This is a genomic window from Pseudoalteromonas ulvae UL12 (assembly GCF_014925405.1).
In the GTDB taxonomy this organism is placed as follows: Bacteria; Pseudomonadota; Gammaproteobacteria; order Enterobacterales; family Alteromonadaceae; genus Pseudoalteromonas; species Pseudoalteromonas ulvae.
Genome location: NZ_AQHJ01000023.1, coordinates 16970 through 38098 on the forward strand (window position 1 = coordinate 16970; position 21129 = coordinate 38098).

Genomic DNA, 21129 nt, shown 5'->3' on the forward strand with positions numbered 1-21129 from the left:
ACATTTTGGAATCAACCGAACTATTAGAGTTTGCTGTAGATAAAATCGACGACATGAAAGCTCGTGACATCATTAAATTAGATGTCAGAGAAAAATCAAATATTACCGATTACTTAGTTATCTGTTCAGGTAACTCAAAGCGTCACGTACAATCCATTGCTGAAAACGTCAATAAAGAAGCCAAAGCGATAGGCCTTGAGCCACTAGGTATTGAAGGCCAAACAGGTGGTGAGTGGGTCTTAGTAGACTTAGGTGATGTGGTTGTTCATGTGATGCAAGATCAATCTCGAGATTTCTACCAGTTAGAAAAACTTTGGGGTTAATCAACAATGAAGATACAACTAATTGCGGTTGGTACTAAAATGCCAAGCTGGGTTGAAACAGGGTATCAAGAATATCAACGTCGCTTCCCAAAAGACATGCCGCTGGAATTAGTTGAAATCAACGCGGGAAAACGTGGAAAAAATGCCGATATCAAACGCATTTTACAATTAGAGGGTGAAAAAACCTTAGCCGCAATCCCAAAAGGGAACCGTATTGTTACCTTAGAAGTCACAGGTAAACCTTGGGATACCCATGACTTAGCCAAACAAATGGAAAAATGGCAACACGATGGGCGTGATATCAGTTTGCTCATTGGTGGGCCTGAAGGTTTGGCACCTGAGTGTATTGCTGCATCTGAGCAGAAGTGGTCACTGTCTAACTTGACTCTGCCTCATCCTTTGGTCCGAATTGTGGTTGCAGAAAGCCTCTATCGTGCGTGGAGCTTAAACAACAACCACCCATATCATCGCGAATAATCTCAATGATGTTCAAACGACGAAGCCAAATCAGAGATCATTCCGCCGAAGCCAATTTATTTGCTCGGCGCTCATTTATCGCCTTTGTCTTTGTCTTAATTCTGATTGCTATTTTATTTGTTAATATTTACCAACTTCAAGTTATTGCTCATCAGAGCTATCAAACTCGCTCCAATGACAACCGAATAAAACTCGTCCCTATCGCACCTAATCGCGGATTAATCTACGATAGAAATGGCGTCATCCTCGCTGAGAATCAGCCAATTTTTAATTTAGAAGCCATCCCTGAAGATGTCGATGACATGGCTGATTCTATCATTCGCCTAAGTGCAATTTTAGATATTAGCGACGCTGAAAAAAGCGAATTTTTAGACGATATAAAACAGCAAAGACGCTTTAAAAGCCAAGTATTAAAGTCTCGCTTAAATGAAGAACAAGTAGCAAAATTTTCGGCGCATCAACATAAATTCCCAGGTTTTAGTATTGAAGCTCGCCTTGCGCGTCATTATCCGTTTGGTGATACCTTAACTCACGCCTTAGGTTACGTTGCCAAGTTAAATAAAAAAGAGCTCAACCAACTTCAGATCGATGGGCTTGAAACAAACTACCGCGCAACACGTTATTTTGGAAAACTAGGGCTCGAAAAGTATTATGAGCACATTTTGCACGGTACTGTTGGCTCTCAAGAAGTCGAAATCAATAATCGAGGGCGCATTCTTCGCACACTCAGTTCAACGCCCCCCGTACCTGGAGAAGATTTAGTCTTAACATTGGACGTCGGTTTACAGCAAATAGCGCAATATGCACTCAAAGACAGTCGAGGCGCAGTTGTGGTGCTCGATGCGAAAAGTGGCGGGATCCTCGCACTCTATTCAAACCCCAGTTACGATCCTAACCTGTTTGTTCATGGCATTAGCCGCACCGATTATCGGGCATTGCTCAACCCTGACCGACCTTTAATCAACCGCGCAACACAAGGTAGCTACGCCCCAGCTTCGACCATTAAACCGTTGATGGCCATCTTTGGTCTTGAGGAAGGATTAATCACTGAGTCGACTACTATGTTCGACCCTGGTTTTTTTCAAATCCCCAATGTTGAACATCGTTGGCGTGACTGGAAACGATGGGGGCACGGTAAAGCGGTTGATGTTTATCAAGCCATAGAAGAGTCATGCGATACGTTTTTTTATGATATTGCCTTTCGAGCCGGTGTCGATAAAATCAGTAACTTTATGGCACAGTTTGGCTTTGGTGAGTTATCCGGTGTTGATATTTATGAAGAAACGTCGGCTATTTTACCCTCTAAAGAGTGGAAAAAAGAACGATTTAAAGAATCGTGGTGGCGTGGCGACACAATTTCTGTCGGAATTGGTCAAGGCTACTGGACGGCGACTCCAATGCAAATTGCCAATGCGACAAATATTATGGTCAATAAAGGCGTGCATAACCCCCCCCATTTGGTCTCATTAACTAAATTAGGGGAAGAAGTGAATCTCATTAATAATGAAGAAAAACCTCCTATTACGTTAAAAGATCCGCACAATTGGCAAATTGCTATTGATGCCATGCACAACACTGTCTACAAAAAAACCGGCACCGCGCACGCTGCATTTGTCGGTGCTGATTATGATCCATCAGGAAAAACCGGCACCGCGCAGGTTGTGAGTATTGCGCAAGGCGAACGATATGACGCTGAAAATCTAAAAGAGAAACATCGCGATAATGCCCTTTATATTGGTTTTGCTCCTTACAGCGATCCTGAAATTATTGTTATGGTGACTGTCGAAAACACTGGCGGCGGCAGTAGCGTCGGCGCTCCAATTGCTCGTCAATTGATGGATTATCATTTTTCTTCTCAACAATCTCGAGCTGACACACCATGACCTCATTGCACAGTCAAAAATCGTTTTGGGATAAAATTCACTTAGATTGGCCGCTCTTTGCAGCCTTGATTGCAATGCTCAGTGCAAGCACATTTATTATCTACAGTGCTAGCGGACAAGACATGGCAATGTTAATCCGTCAAAGTAAACGTATTGGCTTAGCACTAATGGCTATGATTATCTTGGCTCAATTTTCCCCTCGTACCTATAAACAATGGGTGTTTTTGTTTTACGGGATTGGGCTGGCGTTACTTATCGCTGTGTTAGTCATGGGAGTCAGTAGCAAAGGTGCACAGCGCTGGCTTGATTTGGGCGTGACACGGTTTCAACCATCTGAGATTATGAAATTAGCAGTGCCGATGATGGTTGCATGGTATATCGGCAAATATCACCTCCCGCCCCGATTAATTCATTTAGTGGTTGGCTTCGCTTTGGTAATGGTTCCAACAATTTTGATCAAAGAGCAACCTGACCTTGGTACCTCTATTCTAATCGCCAGTTCGGGGATTTTCGTTTTGTTTCTAGCTGGCATAAGCTGGCGCTTAATTCTGTTTCTTGGCGCTGCGGCAGGCTTAGCGGCCCCTGTTTTTTGGACTTACGGCATGCATGCCTATCAGAAACAGCGAGTGTTGACCTTTTTAAACCCCGAAAGTGATCCATTGGGCGCTGGTTATCACATTATCCAATCAAAAATAGCCATCGGCTCTGGCGGAGTTGAAGGCAAAGGTTGGTTACAAGGTACCCAATCACAATTAGAATTTTTACCTGAGCGCCATACTGACTTTATATTTTCGGTGTTATCTGAAGAGTTTGGCCTTGTTGGTGTGACTGTGCTACTGGCTGCATATTTATTTATTATTGGTCGTGGGCTTTTTATTGCCGTTAACGCACAAGACGCATTTGGTAAGCTATTAGCTGGGAGCCTCACTTTGACCTTTTTTGTCTATGTCTTTGTTAATATAGGAATGGTGTCAGGCTTACTCCCTGTGGTCGGCGTGCCCCTACCACTCATCAGTTATGGAGGGACATCGATGGTGACCTTAATGGCTGGATTTGGCATAATTATGTCTATTGCAACGCACAAAAAGGTCATAATTAACTAATGAAACGGTGGCTTCTATTTCTAACATTTTTTGCGGTGTTGTTACTTTCTGGCTGTAGTTCTAGCCGCTATGATATGCGCCATGATGCTGCACCTCTTCGCAAGCCAACTCAACTAGAGCAGCAAGATGCAACGGTTGTCGCTACAAAAAAAAGCATTGCTGCGAGTCGCCCTTATACCATCGCAGGCAAGCGCTATAAGCCAATGTTAGATGAGACTGGCTATCAACAAGAAGGAGTAGCTTCTTGGTATGGCCGCAAGTTCCATGGTCATAAAACATCAAATGGTGAAGTTTATGATATGTTTGCCATGACCGCGGCTCATAAAACATTACCTTTACCCAGCTTTGTTAAAGTCACTAATTTAGACAATGGTAAGAGCGCTATCGTGCGAGTAAATGACCGGGGTCCGTTTCACGATGACCGTATCATCGATTTGTCTTACGCTGCTGCGTATAAACTTGATTATTATCGTTCTGGTACAGCGCAGGTTAAGTTAGAAGCCATTACCCTCGATGACCAGCCACACCCTTATATTTATATTCAGGTCGTCGCTGCCAGCAAAACAGACACTATGACCGTTCTTGCAGAGCAAATGCGAGAGAAATACCAAGTAGAAAATATTATTAATCATAGAGATGGAATTTTTCGGCTAAAAATTGGTCCTATGAAAAACTTAACACAAGCTAAATCGACATTAGCAACCATTCAGCGAGATGGCCATAAAGAAGCCTTCTTGCTTTACAGTGAACAGTTGCTTTAGGATAATACCTTGGCAGCACACATATTCTATTAACCAAATAAATTATTATAATGAAACGATTAAAAAACACTTTGCTCAAAAACGTTTGCACGATTGTTTGCACTGTTGGCATTTTCAGCGCCAATGCGCAAATTCTTCCTGCTCCGCCTCAAATTAATGCTAAAGGGTATTTTTTAGTTGATTACACAACTGGGAAAGTGATCGCCGAAGGCGCACCTGATGAACGCCTTGCCCCTGCATCACTGACCAAAATGATGACCAGTTATGTGATTGGCCTAGAAATAAAAAATAAAAACATCCTCCCCAGTGATGTCGTCACAATCAGTGAAAAGGCATGGAGTAAAAACTTTCCTGACTCGTCGAAGATGTTTATCGAAGTCGGTAAGAAAATTACTGTTGAAGACTTAAACCGTGGCATCATTATTCAATCAGGCAATGATGCCTGTGTGGCGATGGCTGAGCATATTGCAGGTAGCGAAAGCGCCTTTGCAGATCTTATGAATGCGCATGCCCAACGTTTAGGTATGAGCAATTCTCACTTTATTAATAGCCATGGCTTAGATACAGACGAGCATTACACTACACCACGTGATATGGCGAACTTAGGCATCGCATTAATTCGTGATGTGCCTGAAGAATATGCAATTTATGCTGAAAAATCATTTACATTTAATGGCATTAAGCAATATAACCGCAACTCATTATTATGGGATGAAAGTCTCGATGTTGACGGTATCAAAACGGGCCATACTTCAGAAGCTGGCTATAGCTTAGTGACCTCAGCCACTAAAGCTGATATGCGCTTAGTGGCCGTTGTTATGGGCACAGACAGCGAGCGTGCTCGTAAAGTCGAAAGCAAAAAGTTATTAAACTACGGTTTTCGTTTTTATGAAACAATCACACCTTACAAAGCGGGTGACTCATTTGCCAGTCAGCGTATTTGGATGGGCAATAAAGAAGAAGTCTCTTTAGGGATTGTTGAAGATACCCCGATTACAATTCCTCGTGGCCAAGCTAAAAACTTAAAAGCAAACTTTAAGCTAGATAAAGTCCTTGAAGCTCCGATTGCAAAAGGAACAAGTGTCGGGACTTTGTTCTTACAACTTGACGGTGAAGACATTGCGCAGTATCCACTAGTCACATTAGAAGAAGTTGAAGAAGGCAGTTTCTTTAGCCAGATTTATGATTATCTTCGTCTTCAATTAGCTAACTAATTAGTGAAGCAACCCCACAAAATGCAGGCTCTTTAGCCTGCATTTCTAATTTATAAAGCTAGTATTTAGATTAGGATTATTAATAAGCGTTTTATTAAAAACGATGTTAAAATGCCTGCCTTTAAAATTTACCTGTCTTGTTCTGTTTTTTAAAACTGACTCAAATACGGTGTTTGTCCGTATTATGTGACAGGTAATTATCTACCAAACAACCGATTTTGAGGCTCACGCACCGTGGTAAAACTTGTCCAAAACACTAAATTTGACGAATATCTTGAATTTCCTTGTACGTTTAGTTTTCGCGTTATGGGGTTAGCCAATAAGCAATTAACTGAACAAGTCTTGGCTGTTATGCAACAAGTCGCACCTGGCGATTATGCTCCAACAGTAAAACCAAGCGCTAAAGGCAATTATGAGTCTGTACATTTAGTTGCGCGCGTTGAAAGCAAAGAGCACATTGAAAAAATTTATAACGAATTAGGCCAATTAGAAGACGTTCGTCACGTATTATAATTGCGCTTGCTAAATTAAAGCAGTAAGGATCCCGTTTTGAGTAACCCTACTTTGATCATCCGCCAGCTAGGCCAACGAGCATATGAACCTACCTGGCAGGCGATGCAGAATTACACGGATACCCGTGATGAATTCAGTGCCGATGAAATTTGGTTAGTCGAGCATGATCCTGTTTTTACGCAAGGGCAAGCAGGTAAAGAAGAACACCTCTTAATGCCAGGGGACATCCCAGTGGTTAAAGTTGACCGCGGTGGTCAAGTGACTTACCACGGCCCAGGGCAACAAGTCATGTATGTGTTGTTTAACTTGCGCCGTTTAAAAATAGGTGTAAGAGAGCTTGTCACTTGGTTAGAAGACTGCGTCGTGTCGACCCTTGCCGATCATGGCGTAAACGCTTACGCGAAGCCTGATGCACCGGGTGTGTATGTCGATGATAAAAAGATTGCCTCACTTGGCCTGAGAGTGAGACGCGGCTGCTCTTTTCATGGCTTAGCGTTAAACGTCAATATGGATCTGGCACCGTTTTTAAGAATTAATCCCTGCGGTTATGCAGGAATGGCCATGGTGCAATCGTCTGATTTAGCAGGTCCAAAAACTATCGAACAGGCACAAGCAGGCTTGATAAAACATATCGTTGAGAAATTAAACGTCACCGACGTCAAACAAAAACTAGGGTTTGATAACGAATGAATAAACCAGTAAAGATCCAACCAGGGGTTAAACTGCGCGATGCTGAAAAAATGGCATTGATCCCAGTTAAAGTGTTACCGACTGAAAAAACTGAGATGCTACGTAAACCTGAGTGGCTCAAAATCCGCCTTCCTAAGTCGACAGAACGTATTGATGGCATAAAAAGCGCGATGCGTAAGCACGGTTTGCACTCTGTGTGTGAAGAAGCATCTTGCCCAAATCTTTCAGAGTGTTTCAATCATGGTACAGCAACTTTCATGATATTAGGGGCTATCTGTACACGTCGATGCCCATTTTGTGATGTGGCTCATGGGCGTCCATTAGCCCCTGATGCAGCTGAGCCAGAAAAATTGGCTTTAACAATTCGTGATATGAAACTCAGTTATGTTGTTATCACTTCAGTCGACCGTGATGATCTTCGAGATGGCGGTGCACAACACTTCGCTGACTGTATCCGAGAAATCAGAAAATATAATCCAAAGATTACTATTGAAATCTTAGTCCCTGATTTCAGAGGAAGAATGGACCGTGCATTAGAAATCTTAATTGAAACGCCACCGGATGTTTTCAATCATAACTTAGAAACTGCACCTCGTTTATATAAGCTAGCACGTCCAGGTGCTGACTATAAGTGGTCACTTGAACTGCTACGTCGCTTTAAAGAAGCTCACCCTAATGTGAAGACAAAATCAGGCTTAATGGTTGGTCTAGGTGAAGAAATCAGCGAAATTGAGCAAGTTCTTCGTGACCTTCGTGAACATAACGTTGACATGCTCACTGTTGGCCAATACTTACAGCCTTCAAAGCATCACCTACCAGTGAAACGCTATGTGCCGCCAGTTGAGTTTGACGGCTTAAAAGAGTATGCCGATGAAATTGGCTTCGTCCATTCAGCATGTGGGCCATTCGTGCGCTCAAGCTACCATGCAGATCAGCAAGCAGCTGGAAAAGAAGTAAAATGATTAAAAAAGGCTTAGTGATCACTAAGCCTTTTCTTTATCTGTTTAAACAGACCTAATACAGCTCATCACATCTTAGCACTGCCAGTTTAACGTCTCACTGACATAAGAAAGACTTCACTGCCTAATTATCACTTTGCTTAAAAAGCTATCTCACACCGCTGTATTTAGGTGGATTTCACAGCAAAAAGCATTACACATACGACTTATTTGCTCTGAACTTTCAGAGGAAACTTCATCTGTAGATGGAGCAAATAATAAAGTGAGGATATTAAAGTCGGAATAAACAAGGAAGTAAGTTTGCCCCCCCTCATCAGTGACGAAATATTATACTTCCTTGTTACAACAACTTATCACCGGTCGGAGTTGTTGTAACAAGAAAGGGCTTCTTAATCTTTTTCGATTTTATCCAAGCCTGTGGTTTCTTTCTTAGCTGGAAGCTTGTGATGGATTGCAGCTTTAATCAGCATATAACCACTGATCGGAGCGGTTATTAATAAAAATATCGAAATTAAAATTTCTTTTGCACTGATCCCATCTTTAGTAAAACTGAAATACACCATAGCAGCGGTTAATACACCGGCCATTCCAAGAGTCGTTGCTTTGGTAGGCCCATGTAAGCGCATAAAAAAATCGGGCATTTTAAGCAGACCAATCGAACCGATTAAAATAAACAAACCACCAACCAACAGTAAAACAGATACAACCCATTCAAAAATTAACATAACAATACCTTTTAAACCTTGGTTACTCGATGATATCGCCACGAAGTAAAAACTTACACACAGCAACTGTGCTGACAAATCCTAGCATTGCAATCAACAAAGCGGCTTCGAAGTACAAATTTGTATCAACTCGAATGCCATACAAAATGATTAAAGCAATTGTATTAATATACATAGTATCAAGCGCTAAAATACGATCAGGAAGCGTCGGACCCAAAATTAAGCGCCATAAATTCATTAACAAGGCGATGCCAACCATAGTCAATACAATAAGAATTACCGTGTCTAGCATTGAAAAATCTCCTTCAAAGGGGCCTCATAGCGCTGCTTAATTGTGTCGATCAACGTCTGCTCATCATCCAAATCAAGTACATGGATCAATAAAAAACGCTCCGTGGGTACTTCGCCTTTTTCAAGCTTCTCAGGAATAGGATACACTTCAGCACTGACCGTACCGGGCGTCAGCGAAACGGTGCTGGCCAAAATGGTAATAGGCATTTCATGTGATAAGTCGAGTGGGATTTTAACAAACGCCGGACGTAAACGCTTAGTCGGGCCTAGAATCAAAAAAGCCACTTGTACGTTTGCTGTAATAATATCGTATAACACTAATAAAAAGTGTTTAAAGGCCAACCCAGGCTTGAGTATGAGTGGCTGAGGGGCGCGAAACCGAAACGTTAAGAGTGGGATCACAATCGCAAGAAACGTCGCAAGTATTAAATGACCCACAGATACACTGTTATTTAACAATAACCAGACACAAAACAGCATCAAGCTTCTAAATGGAGTGGGTAACCAGGAAAATTTTGCTTCTAATCTCATAAAGGCACATGCTCCATAGATTGACCAATAACACTATGTACATGGCCATTGACATCATGTAATTGCTTGGCAGCTGCCAAGGTAAATTCACTGATCGCACCAGCAAAAATAACCATCAACGGTGCGCATACTAACAACACAATAATTACACCCACTTGAATAGGATGACTTCGCTCCTCACTTGGCTCAGCATTACTCTGCTTCCAAAATAGATTTGAGCCTGCACGACTGAGCGCAATCATGACCAATAAGCTGACTAAAAGATAAACGGGCCAAAATGAAAGATGAACATCCCCTTCCAATGCCGCATTTAGAAACCATATTTTCCCAATAAAACCAGAAAATGGCGGCATGCCAATCACCGAAAGCACTGCAACAATAAAACATGTGCCCAATAAAAATGGCTGCGCAACTGCGCGAGCGGGCACTAAGCGATCACCTGCTTTGCCCCGCTGTTCAGCTATTAACTCGGCCAATAAAAATAACGCCGCAACCATTAAAGTAGAGTGAATAACATAATATAAAGCAGCCGCAGTTGCTGTCACTGACTGCATTGCCACAGCTGCAACTAAAGTACCCACTGACACAACCACCAAATGTGCAACTAACCGACGAAGATCTTGACTGGCAAGTACACCAAACGCACCGACAGCCATAGTAATAATCGCTAACGGCCAAAGCCATTTAGATGCCATAAATGCCAACTCCCCTGCTTCACGACCAAAAATAGTGGTATAAACACGAAACATCGCATAGACACCAACCTTAGTCATAATCGCAAACATAGCGGCCACTACAGGCATCGCAACCGAGTACGTCGCAGGCAACCACATATGCAAAGGTAGAATCGCAGCTTTCAAAGCAAAAACAATAAGTAACAGTAAGCCACCGACTTTGGCAAGTGCCAAGTCATCACCACTGAGCATTGATACTTTATAAGCCATATCTGCGATATTTAATGTACCGAGCACACCATAAAGCACCCCAAGTGCAATCAAAAAGACACTCGAGCCGACTAAGTTGAGGATGACATAGTGCAGTGCAGCCTTGGTTTTTTGCTTATCCGCGCCATGCATCAACAATGAATATGATGCAATTAATAGCACTTCAAAAAATACAAACAGATTAAACAAGTCGCCAGTCAAAAATGCACCATTCACCCCTAAAGTAAGGAAATGAATGAGTGGATGAAAAAAGCTCCCTTTTTTGTCATCTCCAGCTATCGAATAAACAACACAACACAAGGTTAAAAATGACGTCAAAGTCACTAATAAAGCTGATGTCATATCACCGACTAATACAATACCAAAAGGAGCCGACCAATCACCGATGGCATAGACTAATACTTGCCCTTCTAAACTTTTTAGTAGTAATGCCACACTAGCAATAAACGTTAGGACAGCAAAAGTCACCGATGCGATACGGCGCATTTTTGTATTTTTACCACACGGAGGCAGCAACACCACTACAGCAGCAAGCATTGGAAGCAAAATAGATAACGTCACTAAATGCATTATTTGCTCTCCTTAATTTCTTGCATCACCGAAGTGGTCACTTCTGTTTCTTTACCATCAACATGGTCCGTGCCTAAGTCCGCTCGCCCTCGTATTGCTAAAATAACCACAAATGCGGTCATCGCGAATCCGATAACAATAGCTGTAAGCACCAATGCTTGCGGTAAAGGATCCGCATAGTCACTCGAAAAACCAAGGACAGCGGCTTGATTTAAACTCAAGCGACCCGATGAAAATAAAAATAAATTGACGGCGTAAGAGAGCATAGTCAGTCCGAGCACCACAGGAAACGTACGTGCGCGTAATAACAAAAACACCCCACACGCGACTAACACACCCACACAGGTTGCATATAAGGCTTCCATTACTTGCCCTCCGCTTCAGGTTGTTGGTTGAGTGTCAATTTACCTAAACTTGCTAATATCATTAAGACAGAGCCTACCACTGTTAAATACACCCCTAAATCGAATACTAAGGCACTGGCCAGTTCTACTTTTCCAACCAATGGAATATCAAAGTACTCAAACCAGCTCGTTAAGAAAGGACGACCAAATAACCAACTCCCTAAACCTGTCATAAAGGCAATCGCAATACCAAAGGCAATCACTTTACGGTAGTTGACATCAAAGCGGTCATAAATCCACTGCGAACCATGTGCCATGTATTGCAAGATAAAAGCAATAGCGGTGATAAGACCGGCTATAAACCCACCACCAGGTAAGTTGTGACCACGTAAGAAGATATAGACAGTCACTAATAAGGCCAAAGGCAGTAAACTTTGCGAAATTGACGCTAATAGAATTGGATGACGCTCTCGTGCCCAAGGTCTGCCCTCACCATCTCTCGAAGGCATAAATAAAGGCAAGTTAAGCAACATTTTGTAAATTCCTAATGCGGCAATCCCTAATACAGTAATCTCACCTAACGTATCAAAGCCCCTAAAATCAACCAAGATGACATTGACGACATTCGTTCCACCGCCACCGATTTTAGCGTTCGCAAGGAAGAAATCAGAAATAGAAGACAATGGACGAGTCAAAATTGCATAACACAAGCTGCCAACAATCACACCAAGACTCGAAGCAATCGCCAGATCACGTAAAATTCTCAGTGAGCTTGATTCTTTTGGTGTTTTTTGTGGCAAAAAGAACAACGCCAACATTAATAAAATAATTGTCACCACTTCGACTGTCAGCTGAGTCAATGCTAAATCGGGTGCTGAGTAACGAGTAAATGCAACGGATACCATTAAACCAACCACAGAAATTGTCAGCAATGCCACCATTCTATTTTGATGCCATATCAAAGTTGCTAAAGCACCCGCAATTAATAAACCAGCCCCAACCGCGGCATTCGGTGTCACCGCAGATAATGGCTTGGTTCCGGCAAGCTGAACCATGTCAAACAGCGGCAAACCGGCCAAAATAATGACACTGATAAGCACAAAGAGAATATACCGTTGCAATGAGCCACTCTCAAGACGGTCAATAAACTCACGGCTCCAACGCACTAATTGCTGAACGCGAAGTTCAAAAAACTCTTTGGCATCGAAACTCGGTAAAGAGGCTTGAAAATGAAATAAGTGCTTTCGTTGACTATAAACGAACAATCCACCAAGCACCGCTAAGCCACTCATCAATAGTGGAAGGTTAAAGCCATGCCAAATCGCTAAACTGTACTCAGGTAAAACAGGCCCAAGCACCGCACGTGAAGCGGCATTTAAAATATCGTGCACCACAAAATTAGGAAATATCCCAACCACGATACAAAGTGCGACTAATATTTCAACGGGAATTCTCATATAACGTGGTGGCTCATGCGGGGTTTTAGTCAACCCGATTGGCTCACCATTAAAGAAAACATCGTGAATAAAGCGAATCGAATACGCAACGGAAAACACAGCTGCCAAGGTCGCGACGACAGGGATCAACCAAGACATCGAACCAAGCACTTGTTGATGCAATGTTTCCGCAAAGAACATTTCTTTTGATAAGAAACCATTTAGTAAAGGTACACCGGCCATTGAGGCCGCAGCCACCATTGCAAGCGTCGCGGTGTAAGGTAAAAACTTGAGCATGCCATTGAGTTTACGCATGTCCCGGGTGCCACTTTCATGATCAATAATCCCAGCAGCCATAAACAAAGAAGCTTTAAAGGTCGCGTGATTGATAATATGAAAAATAGCTGCAACTACTGCAAGCTGTGTATCTAAGCCGAGTAATAACGTGATTAAACCTAAATGACTCACTGTCGAATAAGCCAATAACCCTTTAAGATCATGCTTAAATAGCGCCATATAGGCACCAAAGGATAACGTCGCTAAGCCGGTTAAGCCAACAAACATGAACCAAAACTCAGTCCCTGCTAATGCCGGATGAAAACGTGCCAATAAGAATATACCAGCCTTAACCATAGTGGCAGAATGTAAGTAAGCGCTAACAGGCGTTGGGGCCGCCATCGCATGTGGTAACCAAAAATGAAATGGGAATTGTGCTGATTTGGTAAAGGCACCAAGTAAAATCAGTCCAAGAGTTGCAACATATAGCTCATGTTGTTTAATTAACTCACCACTTTGTAAAATGACGCCTAGATCATAACTACCGACAATATTGCCCAGGAGTAATAAACCTGCAAGTAAAGCTAATCCACCTGCACCAGTGACAGTCAGTGCCATACGGGCACCACGGCGTGCCTCTGATTTTTGCCACCAAAAACTAATCAACAGGAACGAGCTAATACTGGTTAATTCCCAAAAGACCCATAACTGAATAACATTATTTGATAAAACGATGCCCAGCATCGCGGTCATAAACAGCATTAAAAAAGCAAAAAACTTTGCCATGGAGTCATTTTCACTCAGATAATAGCGAGCGTATAAAATCACCAACAAGCCAATACCTAAGATCATGTAAACAAATAATAAAGACAAACCATCTAAACGAAACGACAGTTCAATGCCAAGCGCTGGGATCCAATCGAGATGATACAGTAACGTCTCACCAGCAAAGACAGCAGATGAATAATTGAAGGCAATCATTAAGGCAATAAAAGGGGTTAATGCCGTGAGCCAAGTGCATGTTGTACGACCAAAGCGGCCGCTCAGACCTGCGAGGATACTTCCGAACAATGAAAGTAAGGGGATCCATAATAAAGCTATCACGTTATTTTATTTCCTTAATTCAATGTTTAACATATTAGTTATAGCAATAAATAACAAAACCTTTCCTTTTAATAAAGAGTCATCACTCACTTCGATGCTAAAAACTACCAAAGGAGTATTAAAATTTATCGCTTTGAAATCATATCACTTTTAATATTAATGCCGATAGATATATAGATGAAAATCAATTTTTGTAAGATAAAAGTACTTTATTGATTACTTATAGTGCGATCTGTGTGGATTTTTGAGCCAGTGGATTGCCTTTTGACGCAGCACGTTGCAACAATGCTTGAGCTGCGGCTTTATCCATTTTGCCTCCTTCGCCATTCGCGAGCATTTTGGCATAAAAATACTCGCCATAACTATCCCCTTGTTTAGCAGCTTGTGCATACCAAAACCGAGCTTGTAACTTATCCCCTTGTTGATAAAACAGCCGAGCAATAGTTGACTTTGCAAGCGGCCAATCTGAGGCCAACTTTAAATACACAGTGGCTTGTTTTATTTGCCCTTTTTCTTCTAAAAACAAAGCATACTGCAAATAACTCCCCTGAAAACCGAGAGCAACACCATAGTTGAGCCAGTAAAGATCATTTGTTCGCTTAAACATCGCACGACTAAAGACCTCTAATTGACTGCGTTGAACAGTGATATTTGAACGTGCTTTATCTAAGTATGCTTGGGGTAAAGGTTTATCTAAAAACTCCATGATAGTCGCAGCTGAAATTGCTTTAAACGCATTAATATAACTTTCATCACACGTCGACACAGGGTATAACGCCCCCTCTGCAACCGTATTGACCTGATAATGTAGCTGGCTTAATGGATTGACTAATCGACAACGTGTTTGACTGCTTTGTTTCGATAATCGATATTCATCTTCAAGACCTAACAAATGCATCCATTCGTGTTTATACACCTCGAAACTACTGAGTTTGTTTAAGTACAAGATCCCTTGGTTCACATTCGCTTTACCTGTATCGCTCAATACAATCAAGTTCCGAATTCCAGCTGGCCATTCACGGCTTTGAGTTAATCCAGTTAATTGGCATTCGATCGCCTGCTGCTCTGTTGTATTTTCACAGCCAAGTTGTTGTTTATTCTGATATAAAATTTCAGTAAAACATACCGGCAGCTGACTTAATTGTGGATCCGTAATAAAAATGTTGTGTAATCGTAACCAATGCTGTCCAGAAACAACATCGGATATCACCGGCACCACTGTAATCGGGCAATCAGGCAACATACTTAACTCTGACACTGTATGAACAATTGGATACGCAATAAGTTGCCTTAAACTAGCTTGAACATCGCTTGGGGCTTGATGCCAATCTTGCCCTAGCTCAAACGCACTTCGAAAAGACCAGAGCGCGGGATCATCTGCTTGAACAAACTCAGCCAATGAAGACCAATTTTTTTGACGATGATAAAACTGCGCAATAGTTTGGCGAGCGCCGCGACGTGCGCGCGGTGACAACGGCAGTGCAAGCAATTGTTTATAATACGTCTCACTAAAGGCTGGTTTTGAAACTTGCTCATAGTGCTCTGCTAATTGATATAAAGCCTGTTGATCATCATGACGAGCTAACGTTTTAGCCAAAGCAATATGTTGATAGGCTTGTTTTGGCACTTGATGTTGGCTAACGAGCCAAGGCGCATATCCCATCGCACCTTGCAAAAAATGATACTGCGCCAAGCTATAATCGCTGTCGCTTGCTCGAATTTGGGACAATACACAGAAAATAAAACACAAAAACCAGCCCCTTGAGACTGGTTTTAATTTAAAAAAGGCAGTTGCGTTAATCATTACTCACTGTGTGAATATAAAAGCTCTAGCTCTAAACGCGCATATTTATATTCAACAAACTCATGGACATTAGTGGATAACGAAAGTTTAAAGTAATCTTCTGCACTACGAACATTCCCCGCAGATAAGTGCTTTTTGGCAAGATAAAAATACGCTTCACACAAACGCTCGGCAAATTCTTGCTCAGAAGACACTCCTTCATCCAATTGGGCTAAAAAAGTATCCTCAGACAACTCCCCAGAATACAATTGAATCAATTGGTACGCCCAAGTTGTTTCATCTAATTGACTGCTCGCACTCATCAATTGTTGTTGTGCCGTTATAGGATCTAATTCTTTTTGCGCTAAATAACGCCAAACGACTCGATAAGGATCACTCGGGGCCAAGGCTAAAAAAGCATCAAAATCTTGCTCTGCCAATTGCGGCCGTTGCCCATAATACAAAGCGATACCACGATTTAAGTAAGCATATTCATGTTCAGCTTTGAGATCTAAAACCGCATCAAACATTTCATAGGCTTTATCGTACTGCTGCATTAAGGTGTAATGGATCCCTAAAAAGTTATACACCTCAGGTAAGTCTGGTTTTAAGTTTAAAGTGCGATTAAAGTCAATTCGAGCCAATGTTGATAAACCAAGACTGTCGTACAAGACACCTCGGTCATATAAAAGCTGCGCTTTTTGCTCATCGGTTAAGTTGGTGCGGTACAGCAATTCTGAATAACGCGCTATTGCAATTTCACTACGAAAGTCTGTCGATAATGGTGTTGCAAAGGCAACATTCACCACAGCTTTATCTTGTGAGTCTGAAGTCAGACTACAACCCATCATTAAGCCACTAAGTAGTGACAAAACAGCAATTTTTTTTAAGCGCATTGAATTCCTTAACGTATTTAACTTCTATTATTGGCAGTCATCAAGCAAAAACCGACCTTAGCATTAGAATCTCTCACTGCTAAATAGTTCTCCATTAGAGCATAAAAAAAGGGGCCTTACAGCCCCTTAATTATTTCTTATGTGAAAATCAGCAATTATGCTTCTGGTTCACTTGCTGGAGCCGCTTCTTTTGCTGGCGCCATTGCTTCTTTGATACTTAAACGTACACGGCCTTGACGGTCAACTTCAACAACTTTAACCTTTACTTCTTGGCCAACTGATAAGTGGTCTGCAACGTTATTAACACGCTCTTCACTGATTTGAGAAATGTGAACTAGGCCATCTTTACCTGGTAATACATTAACAAATGCACCGAAATCAACTAAGCGTACAACTTTACCTTCGTAGATAGTACCTACTTCAAGCTCAGCCGTTAACTGCTCGATACGAGAGATTGCGTTTTGTGCGCTAATGCCGTCTGTTGCAGCAATTTTGATTGTGCCATCATCTTCGATTTCGATGGTAGTGCCAGTTTCTTCAGTTAGCTGACGGATTGTTGCGCCACCTTTACCAATTACTTCTGCAATCTTCTTCGGAGGAATAGTCATTGTATAAATACGCGGAGCGAATTGTGACAACTCTTCAGAAGGTGCAGCAATGGCTTCATCCATTACACCTAAGATATGGATACGTGCTGCTTTTGCTTGCTTAAGTGCAATTTGCATGATCTCTTGGGTGATACCTTCGATCTTAATATCCATTTGAAGCGCAGTAATACCGTTTTGAGTACCTGCAACTTTAAAGTCCATATCACCTAAGTGATCTTCATCACCTAAGATATCTGATAAAACAACAAAGTTTTCTTCTTCTTTCACTAGACCCATCGCAATACCAGCAACAGATGCTTTGATTGGTACACCTGCATTCATAAGCGCAAGTGACGTACCACATACAGAAGCCATTGAAGATGAACCATTTGATTCAGTGATTTCAGATACCACACGAATTGAATATGGGAATTCAGTTAATGTTGGAAGAACTGCTTGGATACCACGTTTTGCTAAGTTACCGTGACCGATTTCACGACGCTTAGGTGAGCCTACAAAACCAGTTTCCCCAACACAGAACGGAGGGAAGTTATAGTTAAGCATGAAGTGGTTCTTGTGAGTACCGGTTAAATCATCGATTAACTGAGAATCACGTTCTGTACCTAACGTTGCAGTAACAAGTGCTTGAGTTTCACCACGTGTAAAGATAGCAGAACCATGAGTTCGAGGTAATACACCCGTCATTACATCAAGGGCACGGATCATATCTGGTTCACGACCATCGATACGTTTTTCGCCCGCTGTGATACGGCCACGAACGATTTTCTTCTCTAATGAACCAAATACTTTTGATACTTCTTGCTTATCAAGAGTCTCATCTTCAGCAAGTTCAGCTGTAAGTGCTTCAATAACTGCATCTTTTGTTGCAGTTAATGCTTCTTTGCGCGCTACTTTATCAGTAATACGATATGCTTCACCTACTTTCTCAGCAGCAAGTGCCGCAACTTTCTCTTCAAGAGCAACGTTTTTCTCTGGAGCAGACCAATCCCATGCAGGCTTGCCAGCTTCAGCTTTAAATTCATTAATTGCATTGATAATCGCTTGAGATTGCTCATGACCATATACAACGGCACCAAGCATCACTTCTTCAGCAAGTACATCTGCTTCTGACTCAACCATTAATACTGCGTTATCAGTACCGGCTACAACAAGGTCTAACTTACTTTCAGCTAGCTCAGTTAACGTTGGGTTAAGAACGTATTGATCATTGATGTAACCCACACGTGCTGCACCAATTGGGCCTGAGAATGGAATACCTGAAATAGCAAGTGCAGCTGAAGTACCAATCATAGCAACCATATCTGGTTGTACTTCTGGATCAACAGAAACAACAGTAGCAATTACTTGTACTTCGTTTACGAAACCGTTAGGGAAAAGAGGACGAATTGGACGGTCAATAAGACGTGCGATTAATGTTTCGCCATCGTTTGGACGACCTTCACGCTTTAAGAAACCACCAGGGATACGACCCGCAGCGTACATACGCTCTTGATAGTTAACTGTTAACGGGAAAAAATCTTGACCCGCTTGTGCTTCACGCTTACCAACAACAGTGACTAACACTGATGTGTCACCGATACTAGCCAATACTGCACCATCTGCTTGACGGGCGATCGCACCTGTTTCTAATGTTACTTCGTGTTGACCTAATTGGAATTTTTTAATAATTGCTTGCAATGGAGATTCCTTTACATTTTTCTTAAATTAATCGAAATACCAATTACAGTAGTAAATTGTACTTTTCCTTTATATTTCAAGGCAATGACCGATTTACTACTACAATTGGTACTATTTCGACTGTGAGTATACTTGAACATCGACATTATGGTCGATGCTTAGAATAAAAAAAAGGGGCTAAAAGCCCCTTTTTTTCAATCTTTCTCTTAGCGACGAAGGCCAAGCTCAGCGATTAACGCAGCATAACGTGCTAAATCTTTACCTTTAAGGTAATCAAGCAATTTACGACGTTGGCTAACTTTACGTAATAAACCACGACGAGAATGGAAATCGTGTTTGTGATCTGCAAAGTGACCTTGTAGCTTGTTGATATCGAAAGTTAAAAGTGCAACTTGAACTTCAGGTGAACCTGTGTCGCCTTCAGCGCGTGCGAATTTTGCTACGATATCTGCTTTATCTTGAGTACTTAGTGACATAATAACTCCAAAAATAATATTTAATAGGTGTCTCAGCCGATCACTAATTCAGCCAAAACGATTAAGCTGGCGAATTCTACCAGAAAAATAATAATCTACAACCAAAAACCTTACTGAGGTTCTTGATGTGTTGAAAGTCCGCGCTTAGATTTAAGTTGCCCTAGCTCATTACGTTCGCCTAAGCCAATGAAACGCTGCTCTGGTAAGACTTCAACACGAAAAATACCATCCGGTAAATCAGCTATTTCGCTACATTGACCGTTCTTGAATGCTTTTTCTTGCTCAGTATTAATTGTCACAATAGGCAGATTCGCAAGCGCAGTGTCCATAGGTAGCAACAAGCTATCGAGTAATGGGTGAGCATCTGGACCTGAAACCTTGGCTTCTTCAAGCATGGCTTCCAACGCAGATAAAGACATCATTTGCGAAGCTGGATAATGTCCCACTTCACTTCGATGCAGCATAATAACGTGTGCACCACACCCTAATACTTCTCCTAAGTCATCGACAATTGTCCGAATATAGGTTCCTTTGCTGACATGAGCAGTCATTTGTATTTCGTTATTCTCTTGATCAAATTCATCAAGAGTTAAACTAAAAACGGTGATTTTTCGACACTTTCTTGGTACTTCAATACCTTCACGCGCATATTTATACAAAGGTTGCCCTTGGTATTTTAGCGCTGAATACATCGATGGATATTGGTCGGTTGTGCCTAGAAAGCCTTCAATTGCTTTCGTTAATTGCTCATGATTAACCGAGACAGGCTTTTGCGAGACAACCTCACCATCCGAATCTGAGGTGGTTGTTCTCACACCAAGCTTTGCTCTTACCACATAGGTTTTATCTGTATCGAGCAAAAACTGAGAAAATTTGGTCGCTTCACCCAAACAAATTGGCAGCATACCTGTCGCCAGAGGATCTAATGCACCAGTATGGCCTGCTTTTTGTGCACCGTATAAATGCTTAAGCTGCTGTAATGCTCGGTTAGATGACAGACCAATTGATTTATCTAACAAAAAAATGCCGTCCACAGGACGGCCTTTTAATTTTCTAGCCATTATTTATCATCTTCTGGGCTTGGTTCGTCTGCAATATTCAGATCATCACCACGCTTTTTCTTATCTTCACGGATCACTTGATCAACCAAATTAGACATTCTCATCCCATCTAGTAATGAGCTATCAAGCACAAACTTTAAATCGGGCATGATACGTGCTCGAATTCGCTTCCCTAATAAAGAACGAATATAACCCGTTGCTTCATTAAGAATTGCAATGCTTTCTTTAGTTTTGTCTTCGTCTGCAGTATTAAGAATCGTCACAAAAACTTTGGCATAAGCCAAATCTCTTGACACTTCAACAGCCGAAACTGTCGCCATACCTAAACGCGGATCTTTAATTTCTCTTTGTAGGATGACCGCAATTTCTTTTTGAATTTGCTGACCTACGCGATCAGTACGAGAAAAATCTCTCATTTTCACCACTTATATAATCAGGAGTCAAAATGACTCGCTAGTTAAAGCACTAATGGGGGCAAACGCCC

21 protein-coding genes are annotated in these 21129 nt (G+C 41.7%); 9 read left to right on the forward strand and 12 right to left on the reverse strand.

Annotated features, from left to right (window positions below):
* Positions 1 to 5 precede the first annotated feature (5 nt).
* The 9 genes from rsfS (at position 6) to lipA (ending at position 7926) form a co-directional block, all read left to right on the forward strand.
* Entirely contained in the window at positions 6 to 323 is a 318-nt protein-coding gene (gene rsfS / locus PULV_RS03570) for a ribosome silencing factor (RefSeq protein WP_086742916.1), read from the forward strand.
* Positions 324 to 329: 6 nt separating this feature from the next.
* Positions 330 to 800 (forward strand): 23S rRNA (pseudouridine(1915)-N(3))-methyltransferase RlmH, encoded by a 471-nt coding sequence (gene rlmH / locus PULV_RS03575; protein WP_086742915.1) that lies wholly within the window; start codon positions 330 to 332, stop codon positions 798 to 800.
* An 8-nt stretch (positions 801 to 808) separates the two neighbouring features.
* Positions 809 to 2683, forward strand: coding sequence for a penicillin-binding protein 2 (mrdA, locus tag PULV_RS03580; protein ID WP_193331252.1), 1875 nt, complete (start codon positions 809 to 811; stop codon positions 2681 to 2683).
* Entirely contained in the window at positions 2680 to 3786 is a 1107-nt protein-coding gene (gene rodA, locus PULV_RS03585; protein WP_086742914.1) for a rod shape-determining protein RodA, read from the forward strand. Before mrdA ends, rodA begins: the two co-directional genes overlap by 4 nt.
* The gene (locus tag PULV_RS03590) at positions 3786 to 4547 is read left to right on the forward strand and encodes a septal ring lytic transglycosylase RlpA family protein (protein ID WP_086742913.1); all 762 of its coding nucleotides are present in this window, start codon (positions 3786 to 3788) and stop codon (positions 4545 to 4547) included. The genes rodA and PULV_RS03590 overlap by 1 nt, the downstream gene beginning before the upstream one ends.
* A gap of 50 nt (positions 4548 to 4597) precedes the next feature.
* The gene (locus tag PULV_RS03595; RefSeq protein WP_086742912.1) at positions 4598 to 5761 is read left to right on the forward strand and encodes a serine hydrolase; all 1164 of its coding nucleotides are present in this window, start codon (positions 4598 to 4600) and stop codon (positions 5759 to 5761) included.
* A 234-nt stretch (positions 5762 to 5995) separates the two neighbouring features.
* On the forward strand, positions 5996 to 6274 hold the full coding sequence (ybeD, locus tag PULV_RS03600; protein WP_086742911.1) for a DUF493 family protein YbeD: 279 nt from the start codon (positions 5996 to 5998) through the stop codon (positions 6272 to 6274).
* 36 nt (positions 6275 to 6310) lie between these two features.
* On the forward strand, positions 6311 to 6964 hold the full coding sequence (gene lipB / locus PULV_RS03605) for a lipoyl(octanoyl) transferase LipB (protein WP_086742910.1): 654 nt from the start codon (positions 6311 to 6313) through the stop codon (positions 6962 to 6964).
* Positions 6961 to 7926 (forward strand): lipoyl synthase, encoded by a 966-nt coding sequence (gene lipA, locus PULV_RS03610; RefSeq protein ID WP_086742909.1) that lies wholly within the window; start codon positions 6961 to 6963, stop codon positions 7924 to 7926. Before lipB ends, lipA begins: the two co-directional genes overlap by 4 nt.
* 386 nt (positions 7927 to 8312) lie before the next feature.
* Here the strand turns inward: lipA and PULV_RS03615 are convergent, their stop codons facing one another.
* The 12 genes from PULV_RS03615 to rbfA form a co-directional block, all read right to left on the reverse strand.
* Positions 8313 to 8648 carry a Na+/H+ antiporter subunit G gene (locus PULV_RS03615; protein ID WP_086742908.1) on the reverse strand — a complete coding sequence of 112 codons (336 nt, stop codon included), beginning with the start codon at positions 8646 to 8648 and terminating at the stop codon, positions 8313 to 8315.
* Between the two features lie 22 nt (positions 8649 to 8670).
* A complete protein-coding gene (locus tag PULV_RS03620) occupies positions 8671 to 8940 on the reverse strand; it encodes a K+/H+ antiporter subunit F (RefSeq protein WP_086742907.1) in 270 nt (89 codons plus the stop codon).
* Positions 8934 to 9470, reverse strand: a complete 537-nt coding sequence (locus PULV_RS03625; RefSeq protein ID WP_086742906.1) for a Na+/H+ antiporter subunit E — start codon at positions 9468 to 9470, stop codon at positions 8934 to 8936. Before PULV_RS03625 ends, PULV_RS03620 begins: the two co-directional genes overlap by 7 nt.
* Positions 9467 to 10984, reverse strand: coding sequence for a monovalent cation/H+ antiporter subunit D (locus tag PULV_RS03630; RefSeq protein WP_086742905.1), 1518 nt, complete (start codon positions 10982 to 10984; stop codon positions 9467 to 9469). Before PULV_RS03630 ends, PULV_RS03625 begins: the two co-directional genes overlap by 4 nt.
* On the reverse strand, positions 10984 to 11349 hold the full coding sequence (locus PULV_RS03635) for a Na+/H+ antiporter subunit C (RefSeq protein ID WP_086742904.1): 366 nt from the start codon (positions 11347 to 11349) through the stop codon (positions 10984 to 10986). The genes PULV_RS03630 and PULV_RS03635 overlap by 1 nt, the downstream gene beginning before the upstream one ends.
* Complete coding sequence (locus PULV_RS03640) at positions 11349 to 14141, reverse strand: monovalent cation/H+ antiporter subunit A (RefSeq protein WP_193331253.1); 2793 nt, start codon at positions 14139 to 14141, stop codon at positions 11349 to 11351. The genes PULV_RS03635 and PULV_RS03640 overlap by 1 nt, the downstream gene beginning before the upstream one ends.
* 223 nt (positions 14142 to 14364) lie before the next feature.
* A complete protein-coding gene (locus PULV_RS03645) occupies positions 14365 to 15894 on the reverse strand; it encodes a sel1 repeat family protein (RefSeq protein ID WP_193330949.1) in 1530 nt (509 codons plus the stop codon).
* Positions 15895 to 15947: 53 nt separating this feature from the next.
* Positions 15948 to 16823 (reverse strand): lipoprotein NlpI, encoded by an 876-nt coding sequence (gene nlpI, locus PULV_RS03650; protein WP_193330950.1) that lies wholly within the window; start codon positions 16821 to 16823, stop codon positions 15948 to 15950.
* 155 nt (positions 16824 to 16978) lie between these two features.
* On the reverse strand, positions 16979 to 19108 hold the full coding sequence (pnp, locus tag PULV_RS03655; protein ID WP_086742901.1) for a polyribonucleotide nucleotidyltransferase: 2130 nt from the start codon (positions 19106 to 19108) through the stop codon (positions 16979 to 16981).
* A gap of 206 nt (positions 19109 to 19314) precedes the next feature.
* Positions 19315 to 19584, reverse strand: coding sequence for a 30S ribosomal protein S15 (gene rpsO / locus PULV_RS03660; RefSeq protein ID WP_086742900.1), 270 nt, complete (start codon positions 19582 to 19584; stop codon positions 19315 to 19317).
* Positions 19585 to 19694: 110 nt separating this feature from the next.
* Positions 19695 to 20645: a tRNA pseudouridine(55) synthase TruB gene (truB, locus tag PULV_RS03665; RefSeq protein WP_086742899.1), complete on the reverse strand. Its 951-nt coding sequence runs from the start codon at positions 20643 to 20645 to the stop codon at positions 19695 to 19697.
* Positions 20645 to 21061, reverse strand: a complete 417-nt coding sequence (gene rbfA, locus PULV_RS03670; protein ID WP_086742898.1) for a 30S ribosome-binding factor RbfA — start codon at positions 21059 to 21061, stop codon at positions 20645 to 20647. The genes truB and rbfA overlap by 1 nt, the downstream gene beginning before the upstream one ends.
* Positions 21062 to 21129: the final 68 nt, after the last annotated feature.

Bases quoted from the DNA above. Each gene is read 5' to 3' on its own strand.
- rlmH (WP_086742915.1), top strand. From the start codon at position 330: ATGAAGATACAACTAATTGCGGTTGGTACTAAAATGCCAAGCTGGGTT.
- mrdA (WP_193331252.1), top strand. From the start codon at position 809: ATGTTCAAACGACGAAGCCAAATCAGAGATCATTCCGCCGAAGCCAAT.
- rodA (WP_086742914.1), top strand. From the start codon at position 2,680: ATGACCTCATTGCACAGTCAAAAATCGTTTTGGGATAAAATTCACTTA.
- PULV_RS03590 (WP_086742913.1), top strand. From the start codon at position 3,786: ATGAAACGGTGGCTTCTATTTCTAACATTTTTTGCGGTGTTGTTACTT.
- PULV_RS03595 (WP_086742912.1), top strand. From the start codon at position 4,598: ATGAAACGATTAAAAAACACTTTGCTCAAAAACGTTTGCACGATTGTT.
- lipA (WP_086742909.1), top strand. From the start codon at position 6,961: ATGAATAAACCAGTAAAGATCCAACCAGGGGTTAAACTGCGCGATGCT.
- PULV_RS03615 (WP_086742908.1), bottom strand. From the start codon at position 8,648: ATGTTAATTTTTGAATGGGTTGTATCTGTTTTACTGTTGGTTGGTGGT.
- PULV_RS03620 (WP_086742907.1), bottom strand. From the start codon at position 8,940: ATGCTAGACACGGTAATTCTTATTGTATTGACTATGGTTGGCATCGCC.
- PULV_RS03625 (WP_086742906.1), bottom strand. From the start codon at position 9,470: ATGAGATTAGAAGCAAAATTTTCCTGGTTACCCACTCCATTTAGAAGC.
- PULV_RS03630 (WP_086742905.1), bottom strand. From the start codon at position 10,984: ATGCATTTAGTGACGTTATCTATTTTGCTTCCAATGCTTGCTGCTGTA.
- PULV_RS03635 (WP_086742904.1), bottom strand. From the start codon at position 11,349: ATGGAAGCCTTATATGCAACCTGTGTGGGTGTGTTAGTCGCGTGTGGG.
- nlpI (WP_193330950.1), bottom strand. From the start codon at position 16,823: ATGCGCTTAAAAAAAATTGCTGTTTTGTCACTACTTAGTGGCTTAATG.
- rpsO (WP_086742900.1), bottom strand. From the start codon at position 19,584: ATGTCACTAAGTACTCAAGATAAAGCAGATATCGTAGCAAAATTCGCA.
- truB (WP_086742899.1), bottom strand. From the start codon at position 20,645: ATGGCTAGAAAATTAAAAGGCCGTCCTGTGGACGGCATTTTTTTGTTA.
- rbfA (WP_086742898.1), bottom strand. From the start codon at position 21,061: ATGAGAGATTTTTCTCGTACTGATCGCGTAGGTCAGCAAATTCAAAAA.